We start from the raw sequence: 14730 nt of genomic DNA on the forward strand, positions 1-14730 counted from the left end.
ATTATCATAGAAGAAGGGGATGTTATGAAATTCAGACTATCTGCATTTGGTTTCGGTGTTTTTACTGCCTTACTGGTGTTTTCCTCGGCCTTGTCACTTCATGGGCTGGAGGTTGATGTTGATGAGTTGGAAACAACTGTTACCGATACCGTAAGTTTTATTAATTATTCCGGTCCCCACGATGATATCGACACCATTGAAGAGATTCGGGGAATCGGCGTCAGTCTTTCCAGGGAGATTGCTTCGGGGGAAAGCCGGGAGTTTGCCGGGAAGTACCGGATAACCCATGTGCTGCCCGAAGAAGGACAGACTCTCAGAGGAGCAGATGTTCTTGAACTTCTGGATGACGCCCGGGTGGACCACATCGACAATCTCAGAAGGATTATTTCCGCATACCTGGAAAGCCGATACGCATACAGCAGCGAAGATGCCAATCTTCTGGGCAGGCTGGTAACCGTATACAACGCCGTGCACCGGGGCAACATGGAGCTGTTTAGCAGCCGCTATATCCCTGAACTCACCACGGTTCTTGACCCGGAAAAGGCGGGCCTCTCCCTGAGTTACACCGAATGGGCCGGAGCATCCCAGATTATTATTCCAATTGCACCTGACGCAGCCCCCGGTGAACTTTCCTCTGTACCCGCCGATGAACTGATGGATGAATCCGTTGAGGAGACCATCCGCGACAGCGAAGACAGGGGCCTTGAAGAGCGAATGGAAACCGCAGACCTGATCGACCGCACGGTGGATGAGGAAACTTCCCAGATCGAAGAGGAAGAGACTGCGATCCAGGAAGAGCAGGAAGCCATCCAGGAGGAAGAGCAGGAGCTTCAACAGCAGGAACAGGAACTGGAAGAGGAAATCCAGGAACTGGACCGGCAGATAGAAGAGTCCGAACCGGAAAGTGAGGAACGGGAGGAACTGGAACAGCAGAGGGAAGAGGCTGAACAGCAGCAGGAGGACGTGAGCCGGCAGCGGGAAGAGCTGGATGAACGCCGACAGGAAACCGAGGAACGGCAGGCGCAGACAGATCAGCGGCGGGAACAAACCGATGAAGCTGAAGAGCGCTCCAGGGAAATACGGGAAGAAGCCGCCCAGGATGTGGAGGAACTGTCCACGTCACGGGAAGAACCGGTATCCGAACTGCGGGTTACCCGCAGCAGAATTGCCAACAATGTGCTGTACTCAACCCTTTTAATTATTAACTCCAATGACGGAGCGGTGCTCACCACCGCCCAGCGGGAGATTATCGGCCGTCAGTATCTGGAAACCCGGCAGGGGATTATCGCAATAAGCAAAGAGGACGGCTCCCCCGGACTTGTTCTTCTTGATCCTGATGATCTGAGTTTCATCTCCGCAGGGGACAGCGAGGTGAGTCCCTACAGTCCCCTTCTCACCGGATCGGGAGACGGGATTTTTGCGGTAATACGAGACGGCGGTGAATGGTACGCCGGACGATTCGATGCGAACCTGAATCTTTTATTCAGATCGTCAATACCGGTTTCCGAAGCCAGCAATTTAGTGATAGAAAATGGAAAGCTCATCGTCCAGCGCAAGGACGGTCGTTTTACCGGTCTGGATCTGGATGAGCTCTCGGTAAATCCCTGAACCGGGACACCGGAAATCTATCTTGGAGAAAACATATGAACTCAGCATTCAGCGGCAGGACGATCCAGGTGGTACGGGATCTTCACCCTGACGAGCAGTGGTATCTGTACGCAAAAACCCGTGAACTGAAACAGGCCATGAGAGGGGAGGGGAATCTTGACTCCTTCCGTCTGAATGAACCGGATCTGGGCATGTACCTGTTTTTCATGGAGGACTCAACCCGGACCAAGGAATCGTTTCGCAATGCCGGGAAGTTTCATGGAATCAAGCTGAATGATTTTGACGCAAAAAATTCCAGTTTCCAGAAGAAGGAAAGCATCACCGACACCATCAAGATGCTCACCGGATATTCTGCCCGGAGCATTTTTGTGGTTCGCTCCCGTATTGAAGGCACCTGCCGATGGCTGGAATCAAGTCTCAGCGAATATGCGGCCAAAATCGGCGCTCCACGCCCTGCGTTTATCAATGCAGGTGACGGCAGACATGAGCATCCCACACAGGAATTTCTGGATGAGTTCAGTTTTCTTGAACAGCTTGAATGGAATCGGGATCACATACATATCGCCCTTGTGGGGGATCTGTTTCACGGACGTACGGTTCATTCAAAGGTTGACGGGCTTGAGGTCTTTCATAATGTGGAAGTTGATCTGATTGCACCGGAGGAATTGGCCATGCCGGAGCATTATATCAGAACCATGGAATCCAAGGGGTTCCGCATCCGGATATTCGAATCCCTGGACGAATACCTGGCTCAGAAACGACAGGCGCCGGTTTGGTATTTTACCAGGCTTCAGCTGGAACGGATGGGAGACAAGCTCCTGAACAAGGCCGAGCGGCTGCGCAGAGCCGTAAGCTTCCGGGAAGACCATCTGGAAAAACTGGATGAACGGGTGAGGTTCTATCATCCCCTTCCACGGCATTCCGAAACCCCCACAATTCCCACCTTCCTTGACCGCCTGCCGGTTAACCGCTGGGACGAACAAAGCATGAACGGATATCTCACCAGGATTATTGAACTTGCCATGGTCGGCGGCAAGCTGGGGCACAACTATGAAGGTGAGCAGGCCCGGCCCGCTGAGTACACCGATGATTTTATTCTGGAAAGCACCCGGGCAAACAGCAGTAAGCCTGAATTCAAAGTGGGAATAAAACCCGTGGACAGGGGTATTGTGATCGATCATATTGCCAAGGGTCAGTCACCGGAAGAGATATGGGAACATATCACCAAGATCCGGAGAGTTTTGGATCTGAACACCATGGGTTCCCACGGAGTATTTCCCAGTTTCCGGGAAGGCAGTTACAAGGGAATCATTTCATTGCCCGATCACCGCTTACCCGGTGAGAAGAAGCTGAAAATGCTTTCGGCGGTTTCTCCGGGAGTAACCCTCAATCTGGTGGAAAATCACGAAGTGGTGAAGAAATTCCGGCTCACAACCCCTCCCAGGGTGTACCGGCTGCCGGGACTGTGTTGTAAAAATGAAGCCTGCGTGAGCCGTCCCGAGTATCATGAACCCATATATTCGGATTTTATCCGTTCGGCGGAAAATCAGTTTATCTGCGCGTACTGTGAAACGCCCCACGGTTTCAATGAGATCTGGCAGGATCAGTGAGGGTCAGGATGAGCTGCCACGTTTGAACAGCCGGCGGAAAAAATCCTTGATGAAATTCAGAAATCTGGTGAACCATCCGGGATTTTTCAGCCGCTCCAGATACTCATATGCCTCGGCCAGTTCATCGGCGCTGAGATTTTTGCGGTAGAGATTCTCTTCAATCTCGATCTCCACCTTGTCCGCCGCATCCTTTTCATCGATAATCCGCACAGGAATCATATTCCATCCCAGCTGCCGGGCCGACTCAAGACGTCGATGACCGGCAACCAGTTCATTTTTACTGTTGATAACCACAGGATTGAGAATTCCGTGCTTTTGAATGGAATCTTTCAGCCCTGCCAGGTCCCCGAGGTTTTTTCTGATACGGTTTTTGATCTGAATTTCCTGAATGGGAATCTGCATGGGCTCTCCTTTTTGCAGGTTCTGCTAATCAAGGTACGGATTTCCGCCTTCATCTGAATTGCCGCCTTCCGGGGGAATCACATCTGAGCTGCCCCCGGGTCCTTCGAGGCTGAAACTGTCATCGAAGAAGGGGTTTGACAGGGAATCCCCGTCACCGTCATTTCCGGCCCCTGATTCTTCGCCGTTCGAACCTCCCTGACCGTCTCCGGTTCCGTCCAGGTCCAGGCTGAGCTCAAGATCCAGATCCAGGCTGATACCTGAGTCACTGAGACTGCTGCCGCCGATGGTGCTTAGCTCGACGCCGCCCTGGGAGATGCTCTGGTCAAGTTTGGTTCTCCCTTCGCTGGCCACCTGGCGCTGAAATTCCTCGCTGGTGTCGAATTCACGGGGTTCTGTCCCTTCACGGAAAATTTCCGTATAGGTGGCCCCATTGTATCCCGCCGGGGGGAGAAGACCGTTTCGGTTTGTCACTTCCAGTTCGATGAGACCGTTGGCCGGCCGGTTGTATGTACGGGGTTCAAGATCCCGGTGAACTTCCTTCATGTAACGGGCCCATATGGGTCCTGCGGTGATGGCACCGGTCTGGTTTACCCCCATGGAGTTATTACCTTCATCGAACCCGATCCATACAGCCGTGGTGTAGTATGGGCTGAAACCCACCGTCCAAAGGGCCGACCAGTTCTGGGTGGTTCCGGTTTTTCCCGCTATGGGCATGTCTCCGAATCCTCCCACCAGGCTTCTTGGATACCTCAGCGTACCTTCCTGAACGGTGGTCTGCAGCATTTCGGTCATTATGTACGCAGTTTGGGGACTGATAATTTGAAGCTCCCGTCCCTGCCGGGCCTGCTCCTCACGGAGATTCCGTTCAGGTTCTGCTACAATCCTCCCGCTCCGGTCTTCCACATAGCGGATAAACACCGGAGTGACCTCCCGTCCCTCATTGGGGAAGGTGGCGAAGGCCTGGGCCATCATAATCGGAGATACAGAGATAACCCCCAATCCGATGGGATATTTCCGAACAAGCCCGCGGCTGACCTGTTCCCGTTCGGGAATCCCCAGCAGGTCGGAGGTGATGCTGATGGCATCGTCGAATCCCAGACGGTTGAGTATTCGCAGAGATGGAACGTTCATGCTTTTCGCAAGTGCATAGCGGGCGAGAACCGGTCCCTCCCATTCACCCTTGTAATTGGTGGGGGTGTAGGGGGTGCCGTCATCGTTCCAGAACACCACGGGACTGTCATATATCATCGTGGCAGGTGTGATCACTTCCTTTTCTATGGCTGCGGAATAGTACAGGGGTTTGAATGAACTTCCCGGCTGCACCCGGGCCTGGAGAGCCCTGTTCAGCTGGTTGGTTTGTTCAAATTTGTTTCCCCCGATCATGGAGAGTACATGACCGGTCTCATTTTCCAGTGATATGAGAGCTCCCTGTACGGTGGTTTGTTTTTCCAGGTTTTCCTTTTGCTGATACGCAGTCCAGGTGATGTCCCTCAGCCCGCCGTCATTGCTGTTTTCGCTCAACAGAGTGAGCATATCGATCATCGGGGTAATATTGTCCCGAAAATAGGTCTTGGCATTCTGGAGCTGCTTCTCCCCGGCTACTCTCAGCTGGTCGACGTTGAAACCCAGGGAGAGAAGATCGATGGCGGGGACGAACACCTCGGTGGCAAAGCGTGCACGGCTGGATATATTGCGGTCATAGGTTTCATTGGCGGACTGGATGCCGACCTGGAGGTATTCCCGGGCAGCGTCCTGGTAATCCAGATCCAGAGTAGTGTACACCTTGTAGCCGTCCCGGTAGATATCGGCGCTGCCCAGGAGAATCTCGTTTTCCAGAAGGTAGCGGACATGTTCGCTGAAATACGGCGCTTTATCCTGCCGTTCGAAAAAAGCGGTGGTGGTCCCGGACCTGGTATAGTCGTAATTGCGCCAGAACTCATCAAAAGAGGCTTCAACCTCTTCCTGGGTTGCGTAGCCCTGCACCACCATCTCGTCCAGCATCTCTTTCTGCCGTTCTCTGGCCAGGTTGGGATTTTTCAGGGGAGAGTACTTATTGGTGCTGGAAAGCTGGAGGGCAAGCATCATGCTCTCGGCAATGGTGACTTCCCGGGCGGAATGACCGAAGAAAAACTTGCTGGCCGCCTCCACCCCGTAGGTGTTATGTCCGAACCATGACTTATTCAGATATTCTTCAAGAATTTCATTCTTGGACCAGTTGCGTTCAAGTTGAAGGGCTATCCAGATTTCCTGAAGCTTCCGGCTTACCGATACATCGCTCTTGTCAAGATACAGCATGGTGGCAAGCTGCTGAGTGAGGGTCGAACCTCCTCCGGCAAAGTTGTTGGTGAGATAGCCGATGGCCGCACGGGTGGTGCCGGTAATGCTCACCCCTTTATGCTGGAAAAAGTCCTGGTCTTCACGGGTGATAACTGCATAAATCAGATGTCTGGGCATTTCCTCAATGGAAATGAGTTCTCTCTTTTCATCAGAGAAAAACTCTGTGATCAGACGGCCGTTTCTGTCATATATTTGAGTGGGCAGAGCAGCTTCCGATTCATTAAAATCATTCAGTCCCTCAAGATTATATGTCGCTCCTAAAGCGATTCCGATAACCACTGAAAACAGAATGAAAAAGCCGGCGAATACACCGGCGAGAATTCTGAGAGTTGTCTTCCCTTTTTTAGATAATGCCATACCGCATAGAGATTATGACAGTCTGCGCTCTGTTGTCAATTACTGGGACCGGCGAATGATCGGGTTATTTTCTGCCGGGACCGTTGGATCCTCCGGAAACCAGGAGGAGGGAATAGAGCAAAAAAAAGGCCGGTTCGAGGGAACCGGCCAACCCTTAAGGGTTATCGACCAGGAAAATATAGCAAACTGGGAGGGGAACTATACCCCGGCCGACACTGCTATTATCGTAAATTTCCGGCCAAACGTTAATAGAAAAGATTGATTTATCCGGGAAATTTCATTATCAGCGGCGAATATACTCCTGGGGATCCCGGTTTTTTCCCAAATACATGATTTCAAAGTGAAGATGTGCCCCTGTGGAAAGACCGCTGTTGCCCACAGAGGCGATTGTATCCCCTGCCTTCAGGGTATCGCCGATTCCCACAAAAATGTTCCCCAAATGTGCATACATGGTCTGATACCCCGATGGATGCTCAATGCTGATGTATTTGCCGTATACCCGGTCTTCCCCCACATCCAGCACTCTCCCCTCCATTGCGCTGACCACGGATGTTCCCATGGGAGCTACAAGATCAATACCGAAATGAAACTGGTTCCGGCCGGTGAACGGACTGGTACGCAGCCCGTAGCCCGATGAAATGTAGCTTCCCGGAAGAGGATCCCTGAACAGAACCTGAAGAAATGCCCGCCGTTCAACGCCTGTAAAATCCCCGTTGAGAACAAACCGCCAGGAGGAGGGATCCTTGCCCGGAGCTCTGGGCGGCAGGGTGAATTGTTCGCTGAGTTCGAAGCTGCCGTCATCCTTAATGCGTGAACTGAGCATCCGCTGAAAATCGCTTTCAGGATTCTCCGGAATAAACATGCCGGGAATATTCGGTATGAGCACGGGAGTGCCTGGCAGGGGCAGCCGGGGATTATCCAGCCGGTTCAGCGTGGCTATGCTTGCCTGGGGGATATTCAGCCGGGCTGCCAGAGAGAACATGCTGTCGCCTTCCTGAACCACATATTCGTAGATGCTCAGCTGAGGCCTGGCATCATTACCCGCCTGCCAGCGGTAAAACGACTGGATGTCATCGCTGATCTGGCGGAAAATAGGATCCTGGTTGTTGAGACTCTCCAGTCTTGGAAAATTGAATGTTCTTTGTGAAGGCTCAGCCCCATCCTGGGCGTGGAGATTCAAGCCGGGGAATCCCGCCAGCAGCAGTAATGCCATGAAAAGCATGTATGGTATCCTGCTCAGCACAGCCCGCACCCCGCCGGACCCGGGCAGGAAGCCTGGGAATCTGCCTGGAACCTTCCCGGGGATGATCCTGCTCTCGTTGCTGTTTCCCCTTCCATTCATCCGAAAATATCCTCCAGAATAGATTCATCCATGGGAACCTGCTCCACACAGTAATGTCCGATCTTCCTGTGGCTGTGTTCCGGTGTATGGAAGTCGCTTCCCGGGGTACTGAGAATACCGAACTCATCCGCAGCTTTTTGAAACTTCCGAGCTTCCCTGAGTTTCACCGAAGAGTGGAACGCCTCAAGACCGTCCAGTCCCAGGGGAACCCATTGTTCAAGAGCCTTTTTCAGTTTGGTCCAACTCATGTGGAGCGTCCCGGGATGAGCGATCACCGCCTTGCCTCCTGCCCTGTGAATCTTATCAATTGCTTCCTTCAGTTCCAGACCCTCCCGGGGGACATAGAGGGCTTGTCCGGGTCCCAGAAAGCGTTCAAATGCATCGGGAATATCCAGGGCGAACCCCTTCCTGATTAAATATTCGGCAAAATGGGGTCTGCCCACAATCTCGCCTCCCGCAAGCTGCTGAACATCCCGATATTCTCCCGGTACTCCCAGTTGATTCATCTTTTTGGCAATTTTCCGGTTGCGGCGCTCACGGTCTTCCAGAATCCGGGGGAGAACATCATCCATGGTACCCTTGTAGTCGTGAATACCCAATCCCAGCAGGTGGAAGCTTCCGGAGGGATGGGATATCTCAATTTCGATACCCGGAATCACCCGTACTCCCAGGGATCTTCCCGCCCGGTACGCAGGTTCAAAGCCCGCCACTGTATCATGGTCGGTGAGGCAGAGAGTGCTGATTCCCCTGGCGGCGGCATATTCTATCAGTTCAACCGGTGAAAAGTATCCGTCTGAAGCAGTGCTGTGACAATGTAATTCAATCATGGTTTTTTCCCTGTATCGGAATATAATTTTATGCCGATGCTACAAAGCATATTGCCAATCATCCTGCTTGGCAACAAACGCTTGATTTTACCTACGGAAGCAATTATTGTAGATTTTAGGAGTATTCTGTGCCCAAGGCAATGAACTACAATGCCAACTCTGTTGTATATTTCACAGGTGATGTTGGCGAGAAGATTTATATACTTCAGCAGGGTAAGGTTGCATTAAAATCCGTAGATATTGAGACCGGAGAAGAGGTGACCGATCTGATCGCCACCGGAGAGTTTTTCGGGGTGAAGTCGGCCCTGGGACATTATCCACGGGAAGAGGACGCCATTGTGCTCACCGACAGCCAGTGTCTCATGTTTACCGTGCCGGAATTCGAAGTAATGATCAGCAAAAACACCCGGATCATCATGAAAATGCTGAAGGTCTTCAGCAATCAGCTTCGGAGAATTCATGGAAAGGTCCGTAATCTTATTGCCACCGGGAAGAGAGAAGTACCCGAAGACGGCTTGTTTAAAATTGCAGAATACTATCTGAAAAAGCAGGCGTATCCTGAAGCCATTTACACCCTCCAGAAATATCTTCAGCATTTCCCCCGGGGGGCATACCGAAGCAAAGCCCAGGATTATCTGAAAAAGGCGGAAGAGTACGCTCAGGAATACGGCAAGGGAAAAGGACCGGCGATTATTGCCGGAACCAAGACATCCCAGTCCAATCCCAACCTTTCCTTCGAGGACAAGCCCCCCTCACCCAGGAGGAGCAGGAATTTTACAATGCCGAAAGTTTTCTGGGTCAGCAGGATTATCAGAAAGCTGCAGAAATCCTCGCATCCATCATAAAAAAAGGAACAGAGCATCCGAATTTTCATGAATCGAATATTGAAATGGCCAAAGCGCTTTTAGGTCTCCACAAGGCGGATACTGCAGTTCAGCACTTGAAGGTGTACATTCAGAATCATTCGGACAATAGAAAGATCGGCGAAGCCATGATTTACCTTGGAGATGCATATATGGCCCAGGACCAAAAGGATCAGGCCAAAAAAGTGTATCAGCGGGCGTTGAATATTCCGTCTATCGATGATGTGTGCAGAAGAAAGGCCAATAGCATGATCCGGAAAATTGAGGGTAAGGCATGAATTTTAACACCGCAGCATTTGAACGCTTTGCCGTAACCTTTCAAAAGGAAGACATAATATTCTGTGAATATGAACCCGGCGATGCGTTTTATCTGATCCAGGAAGGCCGGGTGCGAATCAGCAAAATCATGGGTGACATCGAAAAAACCATCGATGTTTTGTATCCCGGGGAGATTTTCGGGGAAATGGCGATTCTCGAAGAAGCCCCCAGGTCAGCCAGTGCCATTGCCCTGGATAAAGTGAAAGCGCTGGAGTTCAACCGTGAAAATTTCACCATTCTTCTCCAGGGCAATCCCCAGATTGCCATGAAACTTCTCAAACTGTTCACCAAGCGCATATATGATCAGCGCAGACGCTTTCAGATTCTCACCCTGGAAGATACCCAGGCACGGATCGTGGATGTTTTCCTCATGCTCAGCGAGCAGCTGCCGCCGGATCAGGCAGAGAGGAACCAGCAGGTCTTCGAAGTTTCGGTGGATGATGTGGCACACTGGGCGGGTCTATCCATTGAGAAAACCTCGGATATCATCAACCAGCTCATAACCCAGCGGCGGATCGAGGTGAGTACGGGAAAAATCATTGTGAAAAACATCCACGACCTGAGACGCTTCGTTCAGAGCCGCAGAAAGGACCGCTGAAAGGACCCCAGAAAAAACCCCAGAAAGAACCCCAGAAACGGGGTACTGAAACAGGGGGGCTGAAAAAGCCCTGTGCCGAGACACCCGGCCCGCGCCTGGGCCGCCGCACTGCGGCAGCCTGGGATTAATTCCCCGCCAGCTCCTCTATCTCCCCGCTTGTGAGGGTTCTGTTGTAGACATGAAATTCGTCAACAATACCGTCAAAGCCCGGCTGTACTCCGTTATTTCCGATGGTGAAGGGGGCTGGGACGTGGGGCAGATCGACGGCATTGGTTTCAAGGGCCCGTGACGATCCGTCAATATATATTTTAAGATTTCCCGTATTCTGATGAAAGGTTACCGCTACATGATGCCAGCTGCCGGCGCTCACCTGTGAAGCGGTAAATTCACCCACTGCGGCCATGGGCGCAATATCATCGTAGGTGAGACTCAGCTCATCATTTGCACTGATGTATTCAAGACGCCAGCCCGGCGCCGGCCCCACCAGAGTGTTATCCATGGTTACGAATGAGCTGTCTGCCGCGGGAAGGGTATTGAGGTTGAGCCAGAACGCCATGCTGAAGTTGCCGTAGGTAACATCGCCGGGTTCGATTTTAAACGTGTCGGCTTCACCTGCAGCAGTAGTATCAAAACTCAGGGAATCTGCAGGTGATATTTGAACGGCCGAATCGGCAGATCCGTTGCGGCCGGATGCGGAAGCGCTGCTGCCGGTGAGAGTAAGATTCCGTGCGCCGGGACTGGAATCGCCGATCCCGCCGTCCATGTTCCAGTAGGCTTCCAGACCGGTTTTCAGCCGTATTTCCTCCCGGGTATCCAGTTCCCCGTCGCTGAGGAAGGCCGTGAGGATATATTCGCCGGGAACATCCGGAGTGAACCGCAGCTCTGTACCGCTGAGATACTCTTCGGCGAGCCGGGTTGCGGAAGCGCCGGGAACGGTGAGCTGCCATTCAAGAACAAAGGGATCCCCGTTGGGATCCGATGTAGCTGAAGCATCCAGCACCACTTCCGTCCCCGGGAAAATCTCGTCTCCCAGGAGAATGCCGGAGGTCTCGGCGATTCCCAGCACCGGCGGCGAGGGCGGGGTGAGAACGTTACTGAGAAAATCGCAGGAACTCAGCATTCCTGCGGCTGAGAGAAGCAGCAGAGCGGTGCCCAGGGCCCGCAGCATACCCCTCAAGGGTGTTCGGCGCTGTAATGTATCCTTCATATCATCTAATAATAACTGGAGTCTTTATAAAATTCTATTCCTGCCGATACTCAAAACATGATACGCGGAATGTACACCGGCGCCGCCGGTATGATCGTACAGCAACACACCATGGATGCAATTTCCAACAATCTTGCCAATGTGGATACCACCGCATACAAGGAAGATGTGTCCGTCCATAAAGCCTTTCCCGAACTGATGCTCCGGAGGATGAACACCGAGATCACACAGCTGCCCATCAGCAGAACCGCACCTCATCTGGGTTCGGTGGATCGCGCCCCTGTGGTGGGAAAACTGGGCACCGGCGTGGAACAGAATGAAGTGTTTACCGTGTTTGAGCAGGGTTCCATGAAGCAAACCGGCAACTCCTTCGATCTTGCCCTTGAGGGCGACGGGTTTTTTGTGGTCCAGACTCCCTACGGTGAACGACTGACCCGGAACGGAAGTTTTCATCTGGGGCCTGAAGGCCTGCTGGTTACCAAGGAAGGGTATCCCGTTCTTGGTGAAAACGGCCCCATCCGGGCCAAGGCGAACAACTTCATCGTAGATCAGGACGGACGAGTGTTCCATAATGAGCGCTTCGCCGACGATCCGGAGCGTCTGGTTTCCCAGACCGAGAATGAATGGGATGAAACCGTTCAGGTGGATACCCTGCGAATGGTGGACGTGGACAGCAGCCGATATCTCAAGAAGATGGGATCAAGTCTCTACCGGACAACCTGGGAAAGCGGAGACGCCTACACCCTCCAGGATTCCCGACCGAAAGTACGACAGGGCTTCCTGGAAACATCCAATGTGAATCCGGTGAAGCAGATGGTGAAAATGATTGAAGTAAACCGGGCATATGAGGCGAACCAGAAAGTGATTCAGTCCCATGACCAGGCAAGCGATAAACTGATAAACCAGGCAATGCGATTCTAATAGCGCCAGGCAAGGAATGCGCTTCGACAAGCGCCAAGTGAGGAGTAACAGACAATGATGCGTTCACTGTGGACTGCTGCATCGGGAATGATAGGGCAGCAGTTTAATATCGACACGATTTCCAACAACCTCTCCAACGTGAACACCACCGGGTTTAAACAGAACCGGCCGGATTTTGAAGACCTGCTCTATCAGACTACCCGGACAGCGGGAACCCCCGCCACCGAAGAAACTCTTGTTCCGGTGGGAGTACAGGTTGGGCATGGTGCCAGAGTGGCCGCAACCCAGAAGATTTTTACCCAGGGCTCTTTGCAGAACACAGGAAATGTCAGTGATGTTGCCATAGAAGGGGAAGGTTTTTTCCGGGTACTCACCTATGACGGCACCTATGGGTATACCCGGGACGGTGCCTTTAAAATCGACAGCAACGGCCAGCTTGTCACATCCAACGGGTACCGGGTCATGCCCGAGGTGGTAATGCCCGAGGGGTTCATCCGTGAATCAATTTCCATCAGCCAGGACGGGAGAATCAACGTCCGCCTTCCCGGACAGGATGATCCAGTGGAAGTTGGGCAGCTTGAGCTGTACCGCTTTGTGAATCCCGCCGGACTCCAGGCGGTGGGGGAAAATCTATTCAAGGTGAGCAGTGCAAGCGGCGATCCCATTGCGGGACAGCCGGGTTTTGACGGTATGGGTAAGACCATTCATAAGTTTCTTGAGATGTCCAATGTTGAGACGGTGAAGGAAATGGTGAATATGATTACCGCCCAGAGAGCATACGAATTCAACTCCAAGGCCATTCAAACCTCGGATACCATGCTGGGAATTGCCGCCAACCTGAAGCGGTAATCCTTGGGTATACAGGGGGATTCTGCCGTAAATCATAAATCGGGAATCCGCCGAAGATAGAAGATAGAAGATAACAGGAGATGATTACATGTCCAGCATCGCAGATATAATGGGAAAATATCAGAATATCGATCAGAACAGTTCTCTGCCAAGGGTGAATGCCCAGGCTTCCAGGGATGAGCTGAATGAGGTTGCCCAGGAATTTGAGTCCCTGTTTGTAAAAATGATGCTCGATTCCATGCGTGACACCCGAAACAGTGAAGATAATTTCACCTATGGGGGCATGGCGGAAGATATTTTCGAGGACATGCTGTATACTGAATATGCGAGCGATATAGCCAGGCGCGGCGATTTCGGCATTGCAGATATGATCATCAACCAGTTTTCACCCAACCGGGGACAAAATCCCGGAGGCTGAAGCCGAATCAGCCTGCAGATATCATATGAATTTATGAATATTTTTGCCATAAATGTATAATAAAGTATACGATTGAAGACCGGCGGGATGCCGGTCTTTTTTAGAATCCGGTAAAGTGCTGCATTGTAACAAATTAAAAATATAATTGAACCGCATTCGGTTTGGCACGCTTATTGCATGTATACATGCGGAGGGTGTTATGACAAACTCGGCCGCAACGATTTCAAAATCCGTATCCCAGAATCAGACTCATGATGTGCTGAAAGCATATTTTTCACAGATCAAGGATAGTCCGCTTCTGAACTTTCAGCAGGAGCTGGATCTTTCGAAGCGTATTCAACGGGGCGATACGGCAGCCCGCCAGAAGCTTGTGGAGAGCAATCTCCGCCTGGTGGTGAAAATTGCCCGTCAGTATATGTCCTCCGGTGTGGGGCTTCTCGACCTGGTTCAGGAAGGGAATCTCGGACTGCTTCATGCTGTGAGCAAATACGATTACCGCAAAAAAGTCCGGTTCAGCACCTATGCATCATTCTGGATCAAGCAGAGCATCTCACGGGCCATCTCCAACAAGCGCCGGTCCATACGGCTGCCCCACCGAAAAGAGGATGTCCTGAAAAAGGTTCAGGCAGCATATAATGCGCTGGCTCAGAAAATGATGAGGTCGCCCACCACAGAAGAGATTGCCGCATATCTTCATATTTCCCATGAAGAAGTGGTGGATATTTTGAGTATCAGTGAACATCTGGTAAGCTTGGACAGCAGCCTGGCCAATGACAGCGGAACCATGTACGACCTGTATGAGGATTATTCCTACACTCCTGAAAAAGAACTTCTGGATAACTCCATGAACGACAGCATGCGCAACCTTCTGGAACATCTGGAGCAGCGGGAGCAGTTCGTGATTATCAACCGCTACGGCCTTTGGGGACAGGAGAAAAAGACCCTGAAGGATATCAGCAAGCTGCTGGACGTAAGTCCTGAAACAGTCCGCCAGATTGAAATGCGGTCAATCCGCAAACTGAGACAGTTCTCCAAGGAACTGGAAGACTTTATTGGAACTTGACCCCCCGTGT

Annotated in this window: 14 protein-coding genes; 9 read left to right on the top strand and 5 right to left on the bottom strand. The window is 51.9% G+C overall.

Annotated elements, in window-relative coordinates:
- Nucleotides 1–24: 24 nt before the first annotated feature.
- Together L21SP2_RS06590 and pyrB are read left to right on the top strand one after the other, a co-directional pair.
- Nucleotides 25–1608 (top strand): P83/100 family protein, encoded by a 1584-nt coding sequence (locus tag L21SP2_RS06590; RefSeq protein WP_024267727.1) that lies wholly within the window; start codon nucleotides 25–27, stop codon nucleotides 1606–1608.
- Between the two features lie 35 nt (nucleotides 1609–1643).
- The gene (gene pyrB / locus L21SP2_RS06595; protein WP_024267728.1) at nucleotides 1644–3218 is read left to right on the top strand and encodes an aspartate carbamoyltransferase; all 1575 of its coding nucleotides are present in this window, start codon (nucleotides 1644–1646) and stop codon (nucleotides 3216–3218) included.
- A 3-nt stretch (nucleotides 3219–3221) separates the two neighbouring features.
- Here the strand turns inward: pyrB and L21SP2_RS06600 are convergent, their stop codons facing one another.
- The 4 genes from L21SP2_RS06600 to L21SP2_RS06620 form a co-directional block, all read right to left on the bottom strand.
- Nucleotides 3222–3620, bottom strand: coding sequence for a ParB N-terminal domain-containing protein (locus L21SP2_RS06600; RefSeq protein ID WP_024267729.1), 399 nt, complete (start codon nucleotides 3618–3620; stop codon nucleotides 3222–3224).
- A gap of 24 nt (nucleotides 3621–3644) precedes the next feature.
- A complete protein-coding gene (locus L21SP2_RS06605; RefSeq protein WP_024267730.1) occupies nucleotides 3645–6314 on the bottom strand; it encodes a penicillin-binding protein 1A in 2670 nt (889 codons plus the stop codon).
- Between the two features lie 283 nt (nucleotides 6315–6597).
- Nucleotides 6598–7536: a LysM peptidoglycan-binding domain-containing M23 family metallopeptidase gene (locus tag L21SP2_RS17010; RefSeq protein ID WP_169730437.1), complete on the bottom strand. Its 939-nt coding sequence runs from the start codon at nucleotides 7534–7536 to the stop codon at nucleotides 6598–6600.
- Between the two features lie 116 nt (nucleotides 7537–7652).
- The gene (locus tag L21SP2_RS06620) at nucleotides 7653–8483 is read right to left on the bottom strand and encodes a PHP domain-containing protein (protein WP_024267733.1); all 831 of its coding nucleotides are present in this window, start codon (nucleotides 8481–8483) and stop codon (nucleotides 7653–7655) included.
- 128 nt (nucleotides 8484–8611) lie between these two features.
- Between L21SP2_RS06620 and L21SP2_RS17015 the strand changes: the two genes are divergently transcribed.
- Genes L21SP2_RS17015 through L21SP2_RS06635 form a run of 3 tightly spaced genes read left to right on the top strand, consistent with a single transcriptional unit; the run spans nucleotide 8612 to nucleotide 10262 of the window.
- Nucleotides 8612–9328 carry a Crp/Fnr family transcriptional regulator gene (locus L21SP2_RS17015; protein ID WP_024267734.1) on the top strand — a complete coding sequence of 239 codons (717 nt, stop codon included), beginning with the start codon at nucleotides 8612–8614 and terminating at the stop codon, nucleotides 9326–9328.
- The gene (locus tag L21SP2_RS18550; protein ID WP_244437968.1) at nucleotides 9310–9624 is read left to right on the top strand and encodes a tetratricopeptide repeat protein; all 315 of its coding nucleotides are present in this window, start codon (nucleotides 9310–9312) and stop codon (nucleotides 9622–9624) included. Before L21SP2_RS17015 ends, L21SP2_RS18550 begins: the two co-directional genes overlap by 19 nt.
- Nucleotides 9621–10262, top strand: a complete 642-nt coding sequence (locus L21SP2_RS06635) for a Crp/Fnr family transcriptional regulator (RefSeq protein WP_024267736.1) — start codon at nucleotides 9621–9623, stop codon at nucleotides 10260–10262. Before L21SP2_RS18550 ends, L21SP2_RS06635 begins: the two co-directional genes overlap by 4 nt.
- A 124-nt stretch (nucleotides 10263–10386) precedes the next feature.
- On the opposite strand, the gene L21SP2_RS06640 is transcribed toward L21SP2_RS06635, so the two are convergent.
- Nucleotides 10387–11469: a LamG domain-containing protein gene (locus L21SP2_RS06640; protein WP_081719495.1), complete on the bottom strand. Its 1083-nt coding sequence runs from the start codon at nucleotides 11467–11469 to the stop codon at nucleotides 10387–10389.
- 57 nt (nucleotides 11470–11526) lie between these two features.
- Here L21SP2_RS06640 and flgF point away from each other — a divergent pair, with 57 nt between their 5' ends.
- The 4 genes from flgF to L21SP2_RS06660 all read left to right on the top strand — a co-directional run bounded on the left by flgF (nucleotide 11527) and on the right by L21SP2_RS06660 (nucleotide 14720).
- Nucleotides 11527–12390 (top strand): flagellar basal-body rod protein FlgF, encoded by an 864-nt coding sequence (gene flgF, locus L21SP2_RS06645; RefSeq protein ID WP_041401286.1) that lies wholly within the window; start codon nucleotides 11527–11529, stop codon nucleotides 12388–12390.
- A 54-nt stretch (nucleotides 12391–12444) separates the two neighbouring features.
- Nucleotides 12445–13239, top strand: a complete 795-nt coding sequence (flgG, locus tag L21SP2_RS06650; protein WP_024267739.1) for a flagellar basal-body rod protein FlgG — start codon at nucleotides 12445–12447, stop codon at nucleotides 13237–13239.
- A gap of 88 nt (nucleotides 13240–13327) precedes the next feature.
- Nucleotides 13328–13657, top strand: a complete 330-nt coding sequence (locus L21SP2_RS06655; RefSeq protein WP_024267740.1) for a rod-binding protein — start codon at nucleotides 13328–13330, stop codon at nucleotides 13655–13657.
- A 199-nt stretch (nucleotides 13658–13856) separates the two neighbouring features.
- Nucleotides 13857–14720: a sigma-70 family RNA polymerase sigma factor gene (locus tag L21SP2_RS06660; protein WP_024267741.1), complete on the top strand. Its 864-nt coding sequence runs from the start codon at nucleotides 13857–13859 to the stop codon at nucleotides 14718–14720.
- The last annotated feature ends 10 nt before the right edge of the window (nucleotides 14721–14730 follow it).

It is taken from the genome of Salinispira pacifica (assembly GCF_000507245.1).
GTDB lineage: Bacteria > Spirochaetota > Spirochaetia > DSM-27196 > Salinispiraceae > Salinispira > Salinispira pacifica.

Coding starts and splice junctions, on each gene's coding strand:
- pyrB (WP_024267728.1), top strand. CDS start 1,644: ATGAACTCAGCATTCAGCGGCAGGACGATCCAGGTGGTACGGGATCTT.
- L21SP2_RS06655 (WP_024267740.1), top strand. CDS start 13,328: ATGTCCAGCATCGCAGATATAATGGGAAAATATCAGAATATCGATCAG.
- L21SP2_RS06635 (WP_024267736.1), top strand. CDS start 9,621: ATGAATTTTAACACCGCAGCATTTGAACGCTTTGCCGTAACCTTTCAA.
- L21SP2_RS06640 (WP_081719495.1), bottom strand. CDS start 11,469: ATGAAGGATACATTACAGCGCCGAACACCCTTGAGGGGTATGCTGCGG.
- L21SP2_RS06620 (WP_024267733.1), bottom strand. CDS start 8,483: ATGATTGAATTACATTGTCACAGCACTGCTTCAGACGGATACTTTTCA.
- L21SP2_RS17010 (WP_169730437.1), bottom strand. CDS start 7,536: ATGCTTTTCATGGCATTACTGCTGCTGGCGGGATTCCCCGGCTTGAAT.
- flgG (WP_024267739.1), top strand. CDS start 12,445: ATGATGCGTTCACTGTGGACTGCTGCATCGGGAATGATAGGGCAGCAG.
- L21SP2_RS06600 (WP_024267729.1), bottom strand. CDS start 3,620: ATGCAGATTCCCATTCAGGAAATTCAGATCAAAAACCGTATCAGAAAA.
- L21SP2_RS06660 (WP_024267741.1), top strand. CDS start 13,857: ATGACAAACTCGGCCGCAACGATTTCAAAATCCGTATCCCAGAATCAG.
- L21SP2_RS06605 (WP_024267730.1), bottom strand. CDS start 6,314: ATGGCATTATCTAAAAAAGGGAAGACAACTCTCAGAATTCTCGCCGGT.
- L21SP2_RS06590 (WP_024267727.1), top strand. CDS start 25: ATGAAATTCAGACTATCTGCATTTGGTTTCGGTGTTTTTACTGCCTTA.
- flgF (WP_041401286.1), top strand. CDS start 11,527: ATGATACGCGGAATGTACACCGGCGCCGCCGGTATGATCGTACAGCAA.